Here is a 21,077-nt window from a genome sequence, read left to right on the forward strand (position 1 = left end):
ACGCAGATCTCGGGTTTTTTCATCAATTCGTCTCTCGACTGCAAAGGTGGCTCCGAATTTCTTGCCGCCCCCCGTTGAATGTCCGATGCAACTCTCGTCCTCACCGACTGTCCGGCTGTTCGAAAGAGCGTCAGCCGGCGCTTATGCTGCAAGTGCGAAGCATCGCCAAAATCATTCGCTCCGTCCAGTCTTTCCTTTCGGTGTCGTCATGGCGCAAATCGATGGGCGGTGTAATGCCAGCGAATCGACGCGCCGCTTCGCAAACCGCCCCTGACCATTCTGGATAGCGCTGTCAGCGCACTCGAATCGCTGATCACCAAGGCGATCGACCGGCTGCGGCGCGATGTCGACCCTGACCGTCGCGCCGGCCGTCGATCTTCGCTTTCGCCGACCTGGTGGTCGCGATGGAAAACGGCCGCATCGTCAAGGTCAGGCAAAATCAGATAGTGAATCAGGGGATCAGAGGCTGAAGGAAAAATCCGAAGGCCAGTTGTCCAGGATGCTGTAAGGCGAGCAGTCCGACAGGAACCCAACCGACGCGACCTGACGCAGGGTCAGTGAAGGCTTCTCCTGGCACTGAACTTCTCGCCATCGGCCGCCTCGGTCGGACTCAGCTTTCGTTCGGCATCGCGAATCTTATCAGCCGATGTCGGCGTGTTTCTGGCAACCATGACGAAAACCAGCAAAAAATAGCCTAGCTGAATGACGATGGCGCAAGCCATAGCGCGAAAAAGCGTCGTGCCGAGCGAAGCGCCGCCCAGATGAGACCAGGCGACCACGATCGCCAGAGCGAAAATCATGCCGACAATGAATTTTGGTAGCGACATACCCGACAGCCCGTCAACCTGCTCGGGCAATAATCGATGATTGACCCACCCCGAGCCTCCCTTCGCCATGCGAGCTCGTTGAGGCGGCCCGCTTTTTGGCCGGTTGCTTTCGGCCTTTCCCACGCTGTTCCATACTCTGACAGAAACAATTTGCAACTCTATTAAGGTGTGCAATAGCGGGCAAGGCCAACCACAAATAATTTTGGATGCGTTCGCGGGATCGACTCTGCCATGTTGCGATGCACACGTCTGCATCATGGCCAATCACCGGATATGGAACCCCTCCAGTAAGACCCATAATATTAATTAGCATTTTACTCTAAAATCTATATATGTCTCGGAAGCTAAAGCACGATTATGTTCCATGACGCGGTACAAAGAGCGATTCGCCTAAAATCAGCCTCAAAAAGGCACTAGATTTTTCAAAGTTGCCCATAATCTGTCACGAACGTGCCATAAAGATCAAAATTTGTGCAGGATCGGTTTATTATTTAGTCAATTCATGACGTGATTATTTCAAGCGATCGAGAAATTGTGTGTTGCGATGCAGCATTTTTTTGGTATTGTGAGCGAAACCATCCGTTCAACGTATGGAGTTTACGCATGAGGGACGTAGCCAAGTCGGCCGATGCGGATTTTTCGCAGGCCGGCATCGATTTTCCACCAATCGGCGGCCTGCTAAAACGCAGCTTCGATATTGCCGGTTCACTGATTGGCCTGGTGGCTCTCAGTCCGCTGTTTGTTATGGTCGCGCTGCTTGTCAAGTTTTCCGACGGCGGGCCGATTTTCTACGGTCACAGCCGGATCGGTCGGGGAGGACGGATTTTCCCGTGCCTCAAGTTTCGCACCATGGTTCAGGATGGTGAACGGGTGCTGGCAGCATATCTTGCCGCCAATCCGGACGCCAATGCCGAATGGACAGCGACCCGCAAGCTCAAGAACGATCCGCGCGTCACGCGCGTCGGGGCCGTGCTGAGGAAGCTCAGCCTAGATGAACTGCCGCAGATCATCAACATCCTTCAGGGTGACATGAGCCTTGTCGGTCCTCGCCCCGTCGTGCGCGACGAGCTCGAAATCTATGGCAGTTCGGCTGTCTATTACCTGAAATCGCGCCCCGGCCTGACCGGCCTCTGGCAGGTCAGCGGCCGCAACGACGTTTCCTACGACAGCCGCGTCGCGTTCGATCGCCACTATGTTGAGAACTGGTCGCTATTCGAGGACATTCGCATCATCATCAAGACAGTGCCTGCGGTCTGGATGTCGCGGGGCTGCTACTGACCCGGCCGGGAGCCGGTGAGTGACGGTCCAGACGCCAAGCATTCTGCAGCAAGCTTCATCGGGCGGGGCCAAAGCGGATCGGAAAAAGCTCAGTTGAAAACAAACATCTTCGGAATCTCCTGCGCCGGCACTGTCAGCAATCACATGCGACGGATGCGGCTTATGGCTGCTTGCCTCACGCTGACGCTCGCCGTTCCCCAACTCGCCACCGCCGACGAGTACCGCCTGGGATCGCAGGACAAGCTGACCATCCGCGTGGCCGAATGGCAGACCGTTGAAGGCACGTTCCGCGACTGGACGGCCGTCAACGGAGAGTACACGGTCGGTCCTGCCGGAACATTGTCCGTGCCGTTCGTCGGCGAAATGCCGGCATCCGGCAAGACCACGTCCGAGGTCGCGGCAGCGATCGGCCAGGCGCTCCAGCGCAAGCTCGCTCTGGCGGACCGGCCGGAAGCCTCCGTCGAAATGGCGCAGTACAGGCCGTTCTACATTTCCGGGGAGGTCCAGACGCCCGGTCAGTATCCTTACGTGCCGGACCTGACCGTGCTCAGGGCGATGAGCATCGCCGGCGGTGTCCGACGGAGCCCCGAAGGACAGCGGTACGACCGCGACATGATCAATGCCAAGGGCGATTTTGACGTTCTCCAAGACCAACGGGTCCGGCTGATCGTCAGGCGCGCGCGCATCGAAGCGGAGATAGCGGACAAGTCGACGTTCGACGTGCCGAAGGAGGTGGCCGACGATCCGAAACTGGCAAGCATCGTTGCCGACGAGATGGCGATCCTGACGGCCGATCAAAAGAATCTCAAACTGCGCCTTCAGGCGCTCGATGATTTGAAGACGCTGCTGCAGAGCGAGATTGATTCGCTGCAGAAAAAGATCGTCAACCAGCAGCGGCAGGTCGACCTGGCAAAGGAACAGCTGAGCGGCATCGGCTCGCTGGCGCAAAAGGGCCTTGTCGTCAATACGCGGGTTCTGACTTCGCAACAAACGATCGCCGACCTGGAAGGCCAGATCCTGGATTACGAAACGGCCATCCTCACCGCCAAGCAGTCGATCAGCAAGGCCAATCAGGACGCCATCGATCTGGAAAACACCCAGAATGCGGGCCTCGCCACCGATCGGCAACAGGCAGAAGCCGATCTCAGTCAAACAATGCTCAAGATGAACATGCAAACAGGCCTGATGGCCGAAGCCATGTCGGGGAACCCGGCGTTGCAACGCTATCGCGACGGCGAAGAGCCAACAATGTCGTTTGGCCTGGTTCGGGTGGTCGACGGAAAGAGCAGCGAAATCGCCGCCAGCGAAGACACGCCCGTGCTGCCCGGGGACGTGATCAAGGTGAAGTTGGCGCCGATGGCTAGCCAATAGGCCGTTTCGAGAAATCGAATACCCCGAGGTCAGCTGACGCTCAAAGGGAGCGTCACGCCAAGGCCGTCCGCATAGATGCACGCTCCTCGGCGAGGAGCGGCTATCCGTGGGGGAAGCGTAGTGAATATCTATCGTGCTAGAAGGTATATTAAAGGCACAATCATTACATTCATTTGGGTAATGAGAGGTATCGAAATATCCGATCGAGTCTCGGTGCTTGGAGTCTCGCCTCATATAGCAGGAAAAGGCAATTTTAGATTTGGCTCTCGCGTTTCGTTTCGAGGGCTGGGGTCACGTTCCTGGTTTCATGCACGCCGGAACGCAAGCCTGTCAATTGGCTCTAAATCTTTTATAAACAGCGGAGTCATGATCGACGCATCAGTCGCAGTAAGCATCGGAAAAAGATGCCTTATTGGCGATTCGGTAGTAATCCAAGACTCAAACTATCATGAGGTCGAAGATGGTGCCGGTGTTAAAGCGAAAGCTGTCCTAATTGGTGACAATGTTTGGATAGGCCGAAATTCAATAATCCTGCCTGGGGTGGAAATCGGGGATCATAGCGTAATTGGAGCCGGCTCTGTGGTCACCAAAAGTGCACCGCCACGAAGCTTGGTTGCAGGAAATCCTGCCCGAATAATTCGCGAAATTGTGGCACCCCAAGATTATATTCGTTTTTGATCTCATTTTGATAGACGAAAAGCTAGAGCTGTTTGTTTTCGTGCAATTCCGGACAGAAAACCGCGCACACTTTTCCTGGAATTGCTCTAGGTGACATTTAGCGCTTTGCTTAGCCCCTTGCGGTTTCTGGTTCCGCGAGGTTGGCCGCGGTCCACCGGGGACGGGCGACTAACACCCTCACCAGCTTGAAGTAGCTGTAATACAGGAGGAAGGAGCCCATGATGTAGGGGTTGAGGGTCTCGACCTCGACGAAGGACCGGATGAACAGAAGCACCATCACGCCGGCAAGAATCACAGACTCGGCTTGCCACGTCCTGAATATCAACGCCGATATGTGGCCCCACAGCGTGCGCACGATGATCAGCGAAATCAGCGTCGCCCCGACATAGCCAAGCTCGACGAGGGCTTCGATATAGGTATTGTGGAAGTGGAAGCCTGATCGGGTCGTGATGTAGAATTCGTTCCAAAGCCGCTCGGCCTCGGCAAAACCCTGCACCCAATAGCCCGCATAGCCGACGCCGAGGATCGGCGCTTGCTGCGCCGCCTCCCAGCCCTGCTCCCAGAGATAGGTTCGTCCGGTGAGCGTGGAATCCTTTCCGAAGACGCCAAGGACGAAATCCAGAAGTCCCGCAAAGGCAACCAGGGTGACCGCGATCAGCCCGCATGTGCCGACCAGGAAAATCACCCGTCGATAGCGGAGCGAAAGCTTCTTGGCCATGGCAAGCAGAGCCACCAGAGCGAGAACTGCCGGTATCGAAGCCATAGAGGTGGCCGAATGCGCAATGACCAGCAGATAGGCCGACAGGGCGACGACGGGCGCCGTCAAGAAAAGGCTTATTCGGCCGCGCCTGAGAAAAGCCAGGAAGACAACGCAGAAGTAGACACCCAGCGATGCGACAAAGCCGATCTGGTTCTTGGAGCTGAATGCGCCGACGAAATTGTACGTCCCGTCGAGAACGTCATAGGAATAACCCCCGACCATGAGCGAATAGAGCAGGACGAGAAAAATCCCGATCAGCGAGCCTATCGTCAACGTCCGGACGCTGACGGTGCGCGCCGCGATGTAGGCGCAGGCGATATGGGAGCAATACTGGACTGCCGTCCTCAACGTGATGCCGGGAGCATCCGACCAGAACACCGACAGGCAGACGTAGATGCCAAACGCCAGCGGGAGCCATGCGCTGGCGGCATGTCGCAACAGCCGCCGGTAGTCCACCAGGATGAGGGGAAGCCAGACCGCATAATAGGCCAGGATCAGGATCTGGCCGAAGACGGAGGAGTAGGAGAACGCCCAAATGGAGATGGCAACAGCAAATGTACCGTAGGCCGTGTTCTTCTCCGGGTCGACCAACAGAGATTTTGGAATCTTCATCTCGGTAGCGGATTCCCGTCCATGCAGTTCAATGCCGATTTGCCGCCGCGCCAAGCGCGGGCGCTTCCGTTGTGCAGTGCAATATAACCCATCCCCCGCAGCCTGTCACCCAAATGAGGCAAAAACAGCCATAAGGATGCCCAAGGCGAGCGGTGAAAGACCGATAGGCCGGGCAAGAACCGAGCGCGCAGCCAGCTGTGGCCGCAAACATTGCCTAACGGCTGAGCATCACCGTCGGCACTGTCAAGAACCATCGCCGCCGCATTTATGAGCGGTTTGGCATCACCACCGCGGAACTGTTTTTCTTCCAGCACCTGACGAAAAATAGCAGCCGGCATTCATTGCATCCGTTGCAATAAATGAGACCCTCCGCGTACCCTATGTCGGGGACAATCAGACCAATGACCGCAGGATAATTGGCAGACGCTGGTCCCCCGATCTGCTGGGTTGGAGCAAACGGATGGACAAACCTCGAATCTTCCTGGGCTCGTCGGGGAAGCAGAAGAAACTGCTGCAGGCGCTGACACGCGGTCTTGAAGACATCGCGCATGTGGAACCCTGGACGACGTCCTTCAATCCTGGGACAACCACCCTGGGGCGCCTCCTCGAGCTTACGCGTGAAGTCGACTTCGCCGCTTTCGTGTTCGCTCAAGACGATTGGACCAGTGTGAGCCAGCCGGCATCGTCTGCGGCGGCATCCGCTCAAGCTTCTCCACGAGACAATGTGGTTTTCGAGGCCGGCCTTTTCGGCGGAGTCCTTGGAATGCGCCGGACGTTCATCCTCCATGCCAATGGCTCCAAGCTTCCAAGCGATCTCCTCGGCCTCACCTCCGTAAGGTATGGCGAGGCGACGACCGGCGCGGAGATGAGGGCGATCAACCAAAAGCTTCGGAATGCGATCGAGAATGAAAGTCGCGTTGCCCGGATAGAGGGCCTTTGGTGGCAATTTTCCTTGTCGGAACGAACCGTAAAGGAGCCGTCCGCCGTGAGCCTCTTGCGTATCTCGCGAGACCGCGATGGCGCGCTGGAGCTAACCGGCCGCTCATGGCAAGAGAATGGCAGTCTGTCAGCCAGATACTGGAGCGAAGCGGTAAAGGAGAGAAAGGAGCCTCCCGGCATCTTCTACTTTTGGAATGGAGAACGACCCTTGGACGCGAACGCGTCGCAGTTGTACGGGACAGGAGAGATCCGGCTGGAGTCCGCCGATCGCGCGTCCGGGTACTTCACCACACGAGCCGACACACCGCCAAAACTGAACGCGCGCACCTCCGGTGTCTATCTGCGCGCCGATCCTGAGGACTTAAGCATCCTGGACGGGCGTGACAATCAGCGGCGCGTGGAGTTGATCGCAGAGCGGCTGAGCCATTGGAAGTCGATCAAGAACGTTTGAACTGTGCGCATGGGAGCCGCTCGAACGGCCCTGCCGCCTCGCCGCGACCGCAGCCCCAGTATTATATGGAGAGGTAGCGGCCAGGAGGGGCTTCTCAACCGCCTGCTCCTGGCCCACCACGAAGCTGTTCGGAGGCTCCAGACTCCGGCTTGAACTTCTCCGTCGCTGACTTCACATTTGCCGCCGATTGGGAGGATGAGCACATGACGATGAGTTTTGCGGGACGGTTTGCCGGACGATCGGCCGTGATCACCGGTGGCGCCTCCGGCATCGGCCTGGCTGTCGCGCAGAGAATCGTTGAAGAGGGCGGACGCGTTTGTGTCTGGGATCGCGAACCCACCCAGATCGAGCAGGCCAAGGCTGTCATTGCCGATTTGCATGGCGTGACTGTCGACGTCGCCGATCCCGTGGCGGTCGAACAGGCCGCCCGGCGGACGATCGATGCCCTTGGCGCGGTCGATATCCTGGTCACCAGCGCCGCCATCACCGGACCGAACATGACGACCTGGGACTATTCGGTGGAGGACTGGCGCCGGGTCATCGACATCAACATCAACGGCGTCTTCTTCTGCAACAAGGCGCTGGTTCCGCATATGCTCGAGCGCAATTACGGCAGGATCGTCAACATCGCCTCGATCGCCGGCAAGGAGGGAAACCCGAATGCCTCAGCCTACAGCACGTCAAAAGCGGCAGTGATCGGCCTGACCAAATCGCTGGGCAAGGAGCTGGCCAAGACCAAGGTGACGGTGAACTGCGTCACGCCGGCGGCCGTGCGCACCGCGATTTTCCAGCAGATGAGCCAGCAGCACATCGACTTCATGCTGTCGAAGATACCGATGGCGCGGTTTGGCGAGGTCGAGGAGGTGGCGGCACTGATCTCATGGATCGCTTCCGAGGAATGCTCCTTCACGACGGCTGCCGTCTTCGACGTCTCCGGCGGCCGGGCGACCTATTGAAGCACGTCAGGCGCGATCTGCCGCCGGCCGACTGGAGTTCACGTCGTTTGCTTAGGGTCGAACCTCCACTGTCCGATGAAGATCTGCTCGACCGCTTCCAGCGCGCGGCCTTCGGTTATTTCCTGGAAACCGTGAACCCGGAGAACGGGCTGGTCGCCGACACGTCGCGGCCAAATTGGCCGGCAAGCATTGCGGTCGTCGGCTTCGCCCTGTCCTGCTATCCGGTCGGGGTCGAGCGTGGCTGGATGACGCGAGACGCAGCCGTGAGGCTGACGCTTGTCGCACTGCGCTTCTTCTGGAACAGCCGGCAAGGCAATGGCGACGGCGTCACCGGCCACAAGGGTTTTTATTACCATTTCCTCGACATGCAGACCGGCCTGCGCGCCTGGCGATGCGAATTGTCGATGGTGGACACGGCGCTTTTGATGGCCGGCGTGCTCGTGGCTGGCGCCTATTTCACGGGCGACAATGACGAAGAAACCGAAATCCGCGAACTGGCGGAAGTGCTCTACCGGCGCGTCGACTGGCGATGGGCGCAAGCCAGCAATTCGACCTTGCGGCAGGGCTGGAAGCCGAAGAGTGGCTTTCTGCGTTATGGCTGGGAAGGCTACAATGAAGCGACGGTGCTCTACGTTCTGGCAATGGCCGCCCCCGACAAGCCAGCCTCGGACGACATTTATGCCGGCTGGACGGCGACATATCAGTGGGAAAACATCTACGGCTACGACGTGCTCTATGGCGGCCCGCTGTTCATGCACCAGTTCTCGCATGCCTGGATCGACTTCCACGGCATACGGGATGCGTTCATGCGGGAAAAGAACTCGGACTATTTCGAAAACAGCCGCCGCGCGACCTACCTTCACCGGGACTATGCGCGGCACAACCCCTCCGGCTATGACGGCTACGGCGAAGGACTTTGGGGCCTTTCGGCGGGTGACGGACCCGGCAACTTCCGCGCGCGGATCGAGCGGCGGCCGCGCAAATTTTCCGGCTATGCGGCGCGCGGCGCGCCGTTCGGCCCCGACGACGGAACGATAGCGCCGTGGTCGTATCTGGCATCGCTGCCCTTCGCGCCGGAAATCTGCCTGCCGGCGCTGCGCCATCTCAGAGAACGCCATCCTGAGGTGATCGACGGCTTCAGGATGCCGAGCGGCTTCAACCCGACGCTGGCGAACCGGCGGAAGTTCGGGCCGAGCGGCTGGATATCGGATGCGCATTACGGACTGGACCAGGGTATCGCCGTGCTGATGATCGAAAACCACCGCTCGCGCCTGATCTGGGACCTGATGCGGTCGAGCCCGCATATCCGTCGCGGCCTGAGCAAGGCCGGGTTCAGCGGCGGCTGGCTGTCGCAGCCCGCCGCCGCTGCCCAGGCCGGCCACCATGTCGGATGATTCAACAGGGATCGCTCGCAACCTGGCAGGCGCCAGGCGACCGCGCCGCATCGAACGCTTGACGAAAGTGCTATTCGGCTAAAGAAGATTGAAGTGAAATTGCACGGGGCGGAACATTTCTGGATGTTGCCTAAAATAAAGACCGACTATGCGGTCCGGCTGCTGGCGCAGGGCTACATATGCCTGCCGCTTCGTGCCGGCGGCAAGCATCTCGACCTCGAGGCCATGGGGTATGATCCGCTGCATTTACAGACCCGGCGCAAGGATCTGAAGGAACTCGCCTTCTGTTCCATTGCGTTCCAGCTGTCGCAGAAACCACCGACCGGCGGAGACATCGAGCGCTGGTTTCGAGACTTCGCCGGAAATGTCGGCATATTGGGAGGATTTTCCAACCTGCTGATCCTGGATTTCGACAACGCCGCCGCATATCGCGGCTGGTTCGGCATCCATGGTGAAATTGCAAAGCACACACCGGTCGCAAGGTCGCCCAACGGCTTCCACGTCTATCTGAGGACACGTGAACCGACCGTGTCATCCAGCCTGCATTTCGGCATGCGTCGGGTCGGCCATGCCAAGGCGCTTGGCGGTTACGTGGTCGGCAGTCCCTCGGTGCTGAAGGACGGATCCTCCTATAGCTGGTTGGAGAACCAGTCGCCGTTCGATGTCAAACCGCAGCTGGTCGAGAACCTCGCCAGTCTTTCGTTGCGCCCGGTCTCGCTGCTCAAGCATTATTATGATCGTGTGCGAAACCGCGGTTTTTTCGAGCGGCAGTGAGTAAATCAGAGGAAACGCGATTGGACGTCACGGTCGTCATCCCGGCAAGGAATGCTGCCGCGACGATCGATGCGACGCTGCGCAGCCTGATCTCAGACAGAGATCTGATCGGCGAGATCCTTCTGGTCGATGACGGTTCCGACGATCAGACCGCGTCTGCCGCGATCGGAAGCGCGCAACGATACGGATTGCCGCTGGAGGTCGTCAGCGTCAACCTCGGCAGCGCCGGTGCTGCGCGCAATGTCGGAATTGCGCGGGCCAGGGGCAAATCCATATTCTTCCTCGATGCGGATGACGAGTTGATGGAGGGAGGCCTGTCGCTTTTATATGACGCGCTCCTGCGCAATCCCGAAGCTGGCCTGTCGATCGGGGCCAGCATCCGTCGCACGAACGGGCGGCCGGACAAGCTCAAGACCCCGCACGGATACACCAGCGACAGAGCCCAAAACACCAAGCGATATCTTCTCAACGAGCTCTGGCCGATCGCCATGGGAAGCGCGCTGGTCGCGACATCGGCGACGGCCACGATCCGCTTTCCGGAAGCGATCGGCCTCGACGAAGACACATGCTACTGGGTGGCGCTGCTCGCACGCTTCGATGTGGCGATCGTCTCGGCTCCAGTGCTGCTCTACCATCACGACGAAACGAGAATGGCGCAGCGTTTCATTCTTGCGCCGCGCAGGACGTTTCTTGCCATTGCGCTCGAACTGGACCGGCTGGCTGGATCGGGCGTCGAGCGGGAGGCCCTTCAATGGCGAAAGTCCTGGATCGCGCAGCGGATTTCACGGCAGCTCATCAAGCACAAAAGATACGCCGACGCGGCGGGCATGATGCGGGCCGTTCGCGCCCACAAAGCATCCGGCCGGAGCTGGAAGGCATTGCAGTACAGCGCCCGTATCCACTTCGGAGCAATGACTGAAAAACGCAGTCCGGATGCAAGGTTTACCACCCCCCACCACGGTAAAGAGCGGCGCACGCTGGTGCTGTCCTACGATCCGGCTTTCCCTCCAGCCTCGGGCGCGGATCTCAGGAACCATCGCAACGCCGTGGCCGCAGCAGAATTCGGGCCAGTCTGCCTTGTCTCGATCCGGCCGCAGGCCGATCCGTCGAAACCGGCCGATCCCCGCATTCAAACGGCTGCCTTGACCATCGAGGGGGAAGCCCGCACGGCTTCGATCGGCTGGTGGAGGATCCGTGCCGAGAACCGAATTCCTCGCTCCGCGCTGGCGCGTCTCGAGGCTATCGTTCGCGAATTCTCCCCCGACAGCATCGTGGTCGAGGGCATTGGGCTGTTCAAACTGCTGCGGCCCTTGCGGCCATTGGCCGGGCAGCTCATTCTCGACATGCACAATGTCGAGTCGGACCTGGCGGGACAGTTGCATCGCGCCGACGATGCAAGATCGATGCCTGCCATCGCCGCCGCCTTTGGCGTCAGGCGCCTCGAAAGAAAGGCGCTCGCCATCGTCGACAGAGCCTGGGTCTGCTCGAGGCAGGACCACGAAAGACTAGCGGCACTTTCGCCGCGCAAGGTGCCGATCGACATCGTGCCGAACGGCATCCCTCGTTTCGAAGACAGCCCCGTCGACCTGCCGGTCGAGGCCGCGACCGACGGGGGCTTTCCGATGATCCTGTTTGTCGGGCATCTCGGATACAAGCCAAACATCGATGCCGCCGAGCGGCTGGCCGCCACCATCCTGCCGCGCATCCGGCAAAGACTGCCGACCGCAAGACTGGTTCTCGCCGGCCGATACCCCAAGCCGGCCGTGAAAGCTCTGACCGGACTGCAAGGCGTGGACCTCGTCGAAAATCCGGACGATATGGGGCCACTGCTGTCGCGCGCGCATGTCAGCATCATCCCGCTTTCGGCAGGCGGCGGCACGCGCATCAAGGCTCTCGAAGCAATGGCCTGGGGCATTCCGGTGATTGCGACGCCGCTGGCGGTCGAGGGCCTGGACCTGGTCGACAATGAAGAGGTGCTTCTATCGGATTCGGATGAAAGGCTTGCCGACATGGCCATCGAACTTTGTCTGGACCGCAGGCGCATGGCGAGCCAGCGCGCTCGCGCGCATCAAGCGGCATGGTCCAGGTTCGGCCCTGAAGCCGTCCGCAATGCCGTCCGCGGCGGCTTTGGGCTGGACGATGCCGGCACATGACACCCACGCTTTTTCAATCACCGATCGATGAGCCCCCGATGATCCCGCCCATCCTGCACCAGACGTGGAAGACCGACAGCGTCCCTGCCCGCTTCCAGGGGTATGTCGAAAGCTGGAAACGGCACCATCCCGGCTGGACGACGATGTTCTGGAGCGACCGGAGGCTGCTCGAGTTCATCGCCGAGCACTATCCGGATTTCCTGTCGATCTTTTGCAGCTATTCACATGGTGTGCTGCGCGCCGATGCGGCACGCTATCTGCTCCTGTACCATTTTGGCGGCGTCTACGCCGACATCGACTGCGAATGCGTCGCCGCTTTCGATCCGATCATGAACGAGGATCGGATCGTGCTCTGTAAGGAACCGGATACGCACGCGCTCGTCCAGGCAAAGTTTCGCGGCCTGCCCTATTTGCTGTTCAACGGCACGATGGCGAGCCCGCCCCGGCATCCCTTCTGGCTGCAGGTCTTGTCGCTGTTGCCGGGGCTGGTCCATGCCAAGGAAGCGCTCGACGCGACAGGCCCCTGTGTGCTGACCTCCGCGCAGCTCGGCTATGGCGACCAGGCGGCCTTCGCCATACACGGCTCCTCCTTGTTCACGCCGGTGGACTCGGCCGGGCGCACGGACATGCCAGCCGGCAGCGGAGCGCTGACGCTGTCGATCCATCACTGGGCGGGCACATGGTGGACGGCGCGGCCGGCAACGCGGCGGCGCGACAAAGTCCGCAACCACGCCTACCGGCTGTGGCACCATCTGACACGCGGCGCACATCTGGACGAGGCCGCGGCGAAAGCGAGCGTCAGCCAGGCGGCGCTTTCGGCATCGCCGCCGTCAGGCCCGAATCTCGCCATTCTGGTGCCGCTGCGCGATGCCGCCGACCATATCCAGCCGTTCCTCGATGCGCTGCAGGCGCTCGACTACCCTAAGGACAGGATCAAGCTGGTCTTCTGCGAGGGCGACAGTTCGGACGGAAGCTGGGAAAGATTGCAGGCGGCAGTGGCGCCGCTTGCCGGCAGCTATCGTGGCGTCGTCCTGCTGCAAAAGCGTCTGGGCACGCGCCTCGATCGGGCGAAGCGAACGAAACCGCGACAGCAACGCGAGAGACGGGGCGCCATTGCCAAGGTGCGCAACCACCTGATCGATCATGGGCTGGATGCGGACGACGATTGGGCGCTGTGGATCGACATCGATGTGTGGCGATTTCCAAGCGATGTCGTGAATCGGCTGATCGGAAGCGGGCATCGGATCGCGGTTCCCAACTGCGTGAAGATCGCCGGCGGCGACAGCTTCGACCTCAACAGTTTCGTCACCACCCAGCCGGAAAAGAACTATCGCTACTATCGTGAAATACGCGGCGGCCTTTACCAGCCGCCTGCCTATTCCATAGGCCGCCTTCACCTTAGCGATGTTCGGCATCTCGAAAGCATCGGTCTCGATGGGGTCGGCGGAACCATGCTTCTTGTCGACGCCGCCTTGCATCGTGGCGGTCTTCGATTCCCGGAAATTCCCTACCGCGATCTCATCGAAACCGAAGGCTTTGGCGCCCTCGCCAACGATCTGGGCATCAGGCCCGTCGGTCTCCCCAAGCTTGAGATACTCCACGTTCCGTGGTGATTAAGGCCGATCGACGCTGTTCGAGCTCCTGCCGGATCGGTTCCAGATAGGCTCGCGGCCGCAGCCTTTGCCAGACGTAATCGCGATCGGTCAGATGCGCGACCTGGCTGACCCATTGTCGCATCATTTCGGGGTCCCGAACCTGCCGCCAATCGTCGACTATGATGACGGGCAGCCCTTCATAGAGAGGATCGAGCGGCGACGTCCTGGTCACCACGATGCAGCCTAGATACAGCAGTTCCCACGTCCTGTGGCAGTCGAGGCCGCTTCCAGCCATCGAAACGACCAGCGGGTACTGTGAATAGCGCTCCCAGATCGAGTGCTGCGATAGCCGCCTGTCAAGAAAATCAACATGCGGGCACCCCTTCAGGGCATCGACCAGATCCCGTCGCTCCCTGGGACCCCTGCTCAAGTTGAGATCACAGAATATTCTGAGCGGGCGACGGTCCGGCGCGTCCTGCCGAAGGCGAATGGTTTCGAGAAGCCTCGCAAGCTGTCCGGGCGTGGTAAAGCCACGCATGGTGTGAAGATCGAGGCCGATCGGGAAAGGTTTGAGCTTGGGGTGATCGCCGACGCAGTTCTGGCTGTACCAGGACACCAGGAAAGGATTGGCGAGAAGCCGATCGACGGTATTTTTCGCGAGATTTGACGGCACCGACGCATCGCCATCCGTTGTCACCAGCACGAACGGCGCCTTGATGGTCGGCAGGGCCACTTCCACGAAAGTGTCGAGATCGCAGACACGCAATTCCCTGGCCCGGGTGCTCAGGCGTAGCCAGACCACGCCATATGCACCGCTATAGTGCTTGCGGAAGAAGGCCTCCGTCTGTGCCGATTCGGTCGGTGCGTATCGATACCAGCGTGGACCGGCAAAATCGCAAAACTGCCCGATGCCCTTAGACCATAACAGCGGCGGAACGCGAAGAAAGGGCAGCGCGGCGGAATGAACCGCCTTTTGCAAGAGCTTTAGCCGACGAAACCTGCCCATCTGCAAGCATTAGCCCAGGCATCAGCGCCGTTGCAACGTGGGCACGGGCATGCTCGCCCGTGCACCCGCTCTGCCGGCTTTATTAGCCGGCGAACGTATAGGCGGTCTTCACCGTAGTGTAGAACTCCGCCGCATAGCGGCCTTGCTCGCGCGGACCGTAGCTCGATCCCTTGCGTCCGCCGAAAGGCACATGGAAGTCGACGCCCGCCGTCGGCAGATTGACCATCACCATGCCGGCCTCCGAATTGCGCTTGAAATGTGTGGCGTGCTTGAGGCTCGACGTGCAGATGCCCGACGTCAGCCCGAACGGCGTGTCATTGGCCACCGCCAGCGCCTCGTCATAGTCCTTGACGCGGATGACGTTGGCGACCGGTCCGAAGATCTCCTCGCGTGAAATGCGCATGGCGTTGGTGGCTTGCGTAAACAGCGCCGGTTGCAGGTAGAAGCCCCGGGTTTCGCGATCGAGCCGCTCGCCGCCGAAGGCCAGATCGGCGCCTTCCTGGCGGCCGATGGCGATATAGTCTTCGTCCTGTTTCAACTGGCTCTGGTCGACCACCGGTCCGATCTGGGTTTTCGCATCGAGAGCGTCGCCGACGACCAGCTTGGCCAGGCGATCTTTCATCGCGTCGACGAAGCGGTCATGGATGCCGTCCGTCACGACCAGGCGGGACGATGCCGTGCAGCGCTGGCCGGTCGAGAAGTATGCGCCATTAATCGCGCAGTCGACGGCGACGGCAAGATCTGCATCGTCGAGCACGACAAGCGGGTTCTTGCCACCCATTTCGAGCTGGAACTTGCGCATGTGCTCGACGCTGGCGGCAGCGACGCGCTTGCCGGTGCCGACCGAGCCGGTAAAAGTGATGGCATTGAGGTCAGGGCTGTCGAGCATGGCCTGGCCGACCACCGAACCCTTGCCCATGACGAGATTGAGCACACCCTTCGGCCGGCCGGCGCGATGCAGGATGTCGACGATGGTCCAGGCGCTCTCCGGAACCAGCTCGGCCGGCTTGAAGACGATGGTGTTGCCGTAGGCCAGGGCTGGTGCGATCTTCCACGCCGGGATAGCGATCGGGAAATTCCACGGCGTGATGATGCCGACGACGCCGACCGCCTCCCGCGTGATCTCGACACCGACGCCCGGCCGCACGCTTGGAACCTGCTCGCCCGACAGGCGCAGCGCCTCACCTGCAAAGAAATCGAAGATCTGGGCGGCGCGCACGGTCTCGCCAACGCCCTCGACCAGCGTCTTGCCTTCTTCGCGCGCCAGCGCCCGGCCTATTTCATCTTTGCGCGCGGTGATCTCATCCGACGCCTTCCTCAGCACCGCATGGCGTGCCAGCAGACCCGATCGCGACCATGCCGGAAATGCCGCTTTCGCCGCCGCGATGGCCTGCCGGGCCTGCTCGGCGCCCCCCGACGCATATTCGCCGACCACGTCGTCGAGATTGGACGGGTTGATGTTGCGGGAGCCGGCATCGCCTACCCACTCGCCATCGATGAGGTTCTTACGAATCGGGATCATGTCGCTATCTTCCTTGTCGTCCTTCGATTGCCGTCTATCTGGACCACCGGCCGCCACACCGCAAGGCCGCCGGCGACAAAGTTCTCCTCCTCGACAGGCATGTGATAAGCAGGTTTCGGAAAAGTGTCCCACGGTTTTCCGATAAAAACCTGCGACAAACAAAAACCTATGCAGGTGAAGCATGGCGAAGCCCCGCAAGCCTGCTTAGGTGTCGCGGCGGCAAAATTTGATTCTAATGTGGTGCGACGCGGATCGCGCCGGGAGGAACTGCCATGTCCGACAGCGCGTTGCCGCTGGTGATCAGCGCGCCCGAGCCACGCACGCTCGACCTGATTTTCACACCTGAGGCACTGGCGAGATTCCGTGCCAAATACCGTATCGTCGAAACGTCGCCCGAAGGCGTCGCCGCCCTGCCGGCCGACGTGCTCGCCGAGGCGCGCTACATTGTCGGCCAGCCGCCGATCGCGCCGGAGACGCTGGAAAGAATGACGGCGCTGCGCTGCGTCTTCAATGTCGAAAGCAACCTCATCATCAACATGCCGTATGAGACGCTGTTTACGCGCGGCATCCATGTCGTCACCACCGGCCTGGTGTTCGCCGAACCCGTTGCCGAGCTCGGCCTTGCCATGGCGCTCAACCTCGCTCGCGACATCGTCGATGCCGATCTCGCCTTCCGGCAGGGCAAGGAGCTGTGGGGCGGAGACGGCAACCGGACGGCGCGACTTCTTTCCGGCGCGGATGTCGGCATCATCGGCTTCGGCGATCTCGGCCGTGCGCTCAACCGGCTGCTGTCGGGCTTTCGCACGCGGACCAAGGTTTTCGATCCGTGGCTGCCGCCGTCGATCCTGATAGAGAACGGCGTCGAGCCGGCGTCGCTCGACACGGTCCTGTCGGAGAGCGATTTCGTTTTCGTCGTCGCTTCGGTGACCAGCGAAAACCAGGGTTTTCTCGGCGCTGAAGCGTTTGCCAGAATGCGCAAAGGAGCCGCCTTCATCCTGCTCAGCCGTGCCGGCGTGGTCGATTTTCCGGCGCTGATGGAGGCCGTTCGCAGCGGTCATATCGTCGCCGCCAGCGACGTGTTTCCGGAAGAGCCGCTGGCGCAGGATCATCCCGTGCGCACGCTGCCCGGCTTCCTGCGCTCCGCCCACCGGGCCGGCGCGCTCGACATCGCCTTCAAGCGCATGGGCGACATGGTGCTGGAAGACATGGATCTGATCGACCGCGGCCTGCCGCCGATGCGTTCGAAGCGGGCCGAACGCGAGACGGTGTCGCGGATGCGTTCGAAGCCGGTCGACAAGAACTGAGCCGTCAAGCCAACGCCTGCACGGGTTTCTCAGATGGTGAACGACCAGAACAGGCAGGCCAGCGTCGCTGCGGCGAAGACGACAAAGAACAGACTTCTCAGCAGGATGTTGCGGCGCAGCTCGTTCATGAAGAGATGGCAGCCGACGACTGCTGCGACAAACAGAAAGCGCCAGTTCAGCAGCGCAGGCAGGATATTGCTTCGATCGAAAGCCCATCTGGCGGCGAGGCAGCCAATGATGGCTGCGAACAACACGACGACTGTCCAGAAGATCGCATCCGCGGCGTTCGTCAGGACGACGCTGGCGGCCCTGATCGGCAGGATCATCATCAGCAGCGCGCTGAAGAAATAGACCGATGCAAGCGGGATAAACGTCCCGGCATCGGCGACGTCGTCCAGGCGTTTTGCGCCGATCGCACCATAGGGATAGCCATGCTGGGCCACTGCCAGGCTGAGCGCCATTAGCAAAGCCGTCAATATGGCGACCAATGCGAATGAAGTGAGGGCTTTGCTCATGAGGGTCCTGTTCGGAACGAATCGAATAAGGACGTTCGTAGCCCATGGTTTGTAAATTGCTGGTAAGCGTCGAGGCCCGGCGTGACAGAGTTCCTCGACGCAATCACTCCGCCGCTTGAAGGCGTCGCGCCTCGATGATGGTCCTGATCTCGGCGCGGCAGGAGCCGCAATTGGTGCCGGCATTCAGGGTGGCGCCGATCGCTTCGACGCTGCTGCAGCCGCCGCGCACCGCTTCCGCGATCTGATTGGCGCCAACTCCGAAGCAGGAGCATACGATGGCGCCCCGGTCGGCGCGATTGCCGCCCGGCCGCCCGGCGACGATCGCCAGCCGCCCGCGCCGATCGGCATGGTCCGCGCTCAACTGCTCCACCGCCCAGCTGCGCGACACCGCGACCGGCTTGGGCGCAAGATAGAGCGCGCCAGCCAGCCGGCTGCCGGCGAAGCGGGCAAAGCGATAGTTCCCGCCGGTGACGTCATGATAGGCGAGCGTCTCGCCTTGCGCGTCCGTCCCGAAAAGCGAGCCTGCGAAAGCCGGCCAGTCCCGGCCGGCTTCCAGCGCAAGCTCGAGGCGCCAGCCGGCGGCGCAGCGGGCGAGGCTCCAATAATCAGCGTCGATCGAGGCCGGCCGTTCGGCAAACACGGCGAAGCCGAAGGCGGCAGCAGCGAAGCGTTCCGCGCGGGCAGCAACATTCTTCGAAGCCGGCTGGCCTGAAATAGCATCGGTGATGGGCGCCACCAGCGCATCGACGCGAGCGCGCGCTGAGAACTGGTCCGTCCAGTGCATCGGCACGAAGACCGAGCCTGGCCGCTGCCGCGCTGTCACCAGCGCGCGAACCAGCACCTCGCCATGCGCAGTCGAGACGCGCACGATGTCGGCATCGCCGATGCCGAAGTGCTGCGCATCCGCCGGGTGGATTTCGACGAAGGGCTCGGCCATGTGCTGGGACAGGCGCTGGCTCTTGCCAGTCCGCGTCATGGTGTGCCAGTGGTCGCGGACGCGGCCGGTGTTGAGGATTAGTGGATACTCCGGGCTGGTGCGGGTTTGCGCTGTCGGGCGGACGGCGATGAACTTCGCTTTGCGGTCGGGTGTGTAGTAGCCGCCATTGGCGAAGAAGCGGGTGCTGGGTGAGCTACGTCCAGCTTGAACACCCCCCTCTGGCCTGCCGGCCATCTCCCCCTCAAGGGGGGAGATTGGCGGTTTTGCCGGCTGCGCCCACTCATCAACCTTGGAGACTGGCGAAAGCCGAGCAGCAGGCTGATCTCCCCCCTTGAGGGGGAGATGGCCGGCAGGCCAGAGGGGGGTGCCTGGGCTCGGCGCTGGCCATTGGAAAGGCACCAGCGCGTCGTAGTCTTCTCCATCGGTCCCGGCGTACGCGCCTATATCGAAATCGCGCGCGCCGTCATTCTCGAATGCCGACAGCGCGGCGTGCTCAGCAAAAATCTCCCCTGGCGACGCATGCGAAAACGCTTCGCCAAAACCCATCCGCTTGGCCACTTCGGCGACGATCCACCAGTCGGCTCTTGCCTGGCCGGGCGTGGCCAAAAAGGCGCGCTGGCGCGAGATGCGGCGCTCAGAATTGGTGACGGTGCCGTCCTTCTCGCCCCATGCTGCGGCGGGCAGGCGGACATGGGCGTGGCGGACCGTGTCGGTCTTGGCCAGCACATCCGACACCACGACAAACGGGCAAGCCTTGATCGCCGCCTCGACGGCATCGGCATCCGGCATCGAATCGACGGGGTTGGTCGCCATGATCCACAGCGCCTTGATGCGCCCGTCGGCCACAGCCTGAAACATCTCGACCGCCTTCAAGCCGGGTTTTTCGGCCACAGTCGGCGCGTCCCAGAAGCGCTGCACGCGGTCGCGATGTTCGGGGTTTTCGATCTCCATATGGGCAGCCAGCATGTTGGCCATGCCGCCAACCTCGCGACCGCCCATGGCGTTGGGCTGACCGGTCACCGAAAACGGCCCGGCGCCGGGCTTGCCGATGCGGCCGGTGGCGAGATGACAGTTGATAATGGCGTTGACCTTGTCGGTGCCCGAGGACGACTGGTTCACGCCCTGGCTGTAGACGGTCACCGTCTTGTCAGTCGCGGCAAACAGGCTGTAGAAGCGGCCAAGCTCGTCCTCGCTCAAGCCCGTGGCAGCGGCGATACCGGCAAGGTCGAGCGCCGAGGCGGCGAAAAGGGCTTGCCCGAAGCCGGTCGTGTGCGCCGTGATATAGGTGCGGTCGAGCGCGTTATGCTGGCCGAGATAGGCGAGCAGCCCTGTGAACAGCGCGACATCGCCATCCGGCGCGATCGCCAGATGCATGTCGGCGAGATCCGATGTCATGGTGCGGCGCGGGTCGATCAGCACCACTTTCATCTCGGGCCGTTTTTCACGGGCGGCGGCGATGCGCTGGTAGAGCACCGGATGGCACCAGGCGAGATTGGAGCCGACCAGCACGATGAGGTCGGCAAGTTCCAGATCCTCATAACTGCCCGGCACCATGTCGGAGCCGAAGGCGCGGCGGTGGCCGGCAACCGATGAGGCCATGCACAGGCGCGAATTGGTATCGATATTGGCCGAGCCGATGAAGCCTTTCATCAGCTTGTTGGCGACATAATAGTCTTCGGTCAACAACTGGCCGGAAACGTAGAAGGCGACCGAATCGGGGCCGTGCTCGGCAATGGTGTGCGAGAAGGTCGACGCGACGAGGTCGAGCGCTTCGTCCCAACCGGTGCGGCGACCGTGGATCTCCGGATAGAGCAGCCTGCCGTCGAGGTCGATCGTCTCGGCCAGCGCCGAGCCCTTGGAACAAAGCCGGCCGAAATTGGCCGGATGGTCGGGGTCGCCGCGGACGGTCACCTCACCGTCCGCAGCGACCTTCGCCAGCACGCCGCAGCCCACCCCGCAATAGGGGCAGGTGGTCCTCACCTCGCGCGCTTCGTCGATCTTCATG

17 protein-coding genes are annotated in these 21,077 nt (G+C 61.2%); 10 read left to right on the top strand and 7 right to left on the bottom strand.

The window, feature by feature from the left end; all coding sequences use genetic code 11:
• Positions 1 to 554: 554 nt before the first annotated feature.
• Entirely contained in the window at positions 555 to 896 is a 342-nt protein-coding gene (locus EOB36_RS20690; protein WP_245467848.1) for an exopolysaccharide production repressor exox, read from the bottom strand.
• Positions 897 to 1,430: 534 nt separating this feature from the next.
• Here EOB36_RS20690 and EOB36_RS20695 point away from each other — a divergent pair.
• The 3 genes from EOB36_RS20695 to EOB36_RS35780 all read left to right on the top strand — a co-directional run bounded on the left by EOB36_RS20695 (position 1,431) and on the right by EOB36_RS35780 (position 4,154).
• Positions 1,431 to 2,105 carry a sugar transferase gene (locus EOB36_RS20695; protein ID WP_095484316.1) on the top strand — a complete coding sequence of 225 codons (675 nt, stop codon included), beginning with the start codon at positions 1,431 to 1,433 and terminating at the stop codon, positions 2,103 to 2,105.
• A gap of 162 nt (positions 2,106 to 2,267) precedes the next feature.
• The gene (locus EOB36_RS20700; protein WP_128285592.1) at positions 2,268 to 3,476 is read left to right on the top strand and encodes a polysaccharide biosynthesis/export family protein; all 1,209 of its coding nucleotides are present in this window, start codon (positions 2,268 to 2,270) and stop codon (positions 3,474 to 3,476) included.
• A 120-nt stretch (positions 3,477 to 3,596) separates the two neighbouring features.
• Positions 3,597 to 4,154: an acyltransferase gene (locus EOB36_RS35780; protein WP_164897572.1), complete on the top strand. Its 558-nt coding sequence runs from the start codon at positions 3,597 to 3,599 to the stop codon at positions 4,152 to 4,154.
• Between the two features lie 109 nt (positions 4,155 to 4,263).
• Here EOB36_RS35780 and EOB36_RS20710 read toward each other — a convergent pair whose 3' ends face one another.
• Entirely contained in the window at positions 4,264 to 5,526 is a 1,263-nt protein-coding gene (locus EOB36_RS20710; RefSeq protein ID WP_128242346.1) for an O-antigen ligase, read from the bottom strand.
• Positions 5,523 to 5,864, bottom strand: coding sequence for a hypothetical protein (locus EOB36_RS34445; RefSeq protein ID WP_164897573.1), 342 nt, complete (start codon positions 5,862 to 5,864; stop codon positions 5,523 to 5,525). The genes EOB36_RS20710 and EOB36_RS34445 overlap by 4 nt, the downstream gene beginning before the upstream one ends.
• Positions 5,865 to 5,986: 122 nt before the next feature.
• Between EOB36_RS34445 and EOB36_RS20720 the strand changes: the two genes are divergently transcribed.
• From EOB36_RS20720 to EOB36_RS20745, 6 genes are all read left to right on the top strand, one after another.
• Positions 5,987 to 6,916 (top strand): TIR domain-containing protein, encoded by a 930-nt coding sequence (locus EOB36_RS20720; protein ID WP_128242345.1) that lies wholly within the window; start codon positions 5,987 to 5,989, stop codon positions 6,914 to 6,916.
• Positions 6,917 to 7,119: 203 nt separating this feature from the next.
• Positions 7,120 to 7,872 carry an SDR family NAD(P)-dependent oxidoreductase gene (locus tag EOB36_RS20725; RefSeq protein WP_128242344.1) on the top strand — a complete coding sequence of 251 codons (753 nt, stop codon included), beginning with the start codon at positions 7,120 to 7,122 and terminating at the stop codon, positions 7,870 to 7,872.
• A 47-nt stretch (positions 7,873 to 7,919) separates the two neighbouring features.
• Positions 7,920 to 9,266 carry a glucoamylase family protein gene (locus tag EOB36_RS20730; protein ID WP_128285596.1) on the top strand — a complete coding sequence of 449 codons (1,347 nt, stop codon included), beginning with the start codon at positions 7,920 to 7,922 and terminating at the stop codon, positions 9,264 to 9,266.
• A 123-nt stretch (positions 9,267 to 9,389) separates the two neighbouring features.
• Positions 9,390 to 10,040: a bifunctional DNA primase/polymerase gene (locus EOB36_RS20735; RefSeq protein ID WP_245467849.1), complete on the top strand. Its 651-nt coding sequence runs from the start codon at positions 9,390 to 9,392 to the stop codon at positions 10,038 to 10,040.
• Positions 10,041 to 10,060: 20 nt separating this feature from the next.
• Positions 10,061 to 12,193 (top strand): glycosyltransferase, encoded by a 2,133-nt coding sequence (locus EOB36_RS20740; RefSeq protein ID WP_245467850.1) that lies wholly within the window; start codon positions 10,061 to 10,063, stop codon positions 12,191 to 12,193.
• 38 nt (positions 12,194 to 12,231) lie between these two features.
• Positions 12,232 to 13,806, top strand: coding sequence for a glycosyltransferase (locus EOB36_RS20745; RefSeq protein ID WP_095484326.1), 1,575 nt, complete (start codon positions 12,232 to 12,234; stop codon positions 13,804 to 13,806).
• On the opposite strand, the gene EOB36_RS20750 is transcribed toward EOB36_RS20745, so the two are convergent.
• Complete coding sequence (locus EOB36_RS20750) at positions 13,757 to 14,767, bottom strand: hypothetical protein (RefSeq protein ID WP_206637189.1); 1,011 nt, start codon at positions 14,765 to 14,767, stop codon at positions 13,757 to 13,759. The genes EOB36_RS20745 and EOB36_RS20750 overlap by 50 nt on opposite strands.
• A gap of 109 nt (positions 14,768 to 14,876) precedes the next feature.
• A complete protein-coding gene (locus EOB36_RS20755; protein WP_206637190.1) occupies positions 14,877 to 16,313 on the bottom strand; it encodes an aldehyde dehydrogenase family protein in 1,437 nt (478 codons plus the stop codon).
• Between the two features lie 275 nt (positions 16,314 to 16,588).
• On the opposite strand from EOB36_RS20755, the gene EOB36_RS20760 reads away from it, so the two are divergent.
• A complete protein-coding gene (locus EOB36_RS20760) occupies positions 16,589 to 17,620 on the top strand; it encodes a hydroxyacid dehydrogenase (RefSeq protein WP_128242340.1) in 1,032 nt (343 codons plus the stop codon).
• 29 nt (positions 17,621 to 17,649) lie between these two features.
• Here EOB36_RS20760 and EOB36_RS20765 read toward each other — a convergent pair whose 3' ends face one another.
• Positions 17,650 to 18,135: a hypothetical protein gene (locus EOB36_RS20765; protein ID WP_095484329.1), complete on the bottom strand. Its 486-nt coding sequence runs from the start codon at positions 18,133 to 18,135 to the stop codon at positions 17,650 to 17,652.
• Between the two features lie 103 nt (positions 18,136 to 18,238).
• Positions 18,239 to 21,076, bottom strand: a complete 2,838-nt coding sequence (locus EOB36_RS20770) for a nitrate reductase (protein WP_128242339.1) — start codon at positions 21,074 to 21,076, stop codon at positions 18,239 to 18,241.
• Between the last annotated feature and the right edge of the window lies 1 nt (position 21,077).

This window comes from Mesorhizobium sp. M6A.T.Cr.TU.017.01.1.1, assembly GCF_004023115.1.
In the GTDB taxonomy this organism is placed as follows: Bacteria; Pseudomonadota; Alphaproteobacteria; order Rhizobiales; family Rhizobiaceae; genus Mesorhizobium; species Mesorhizobium mediterraneum.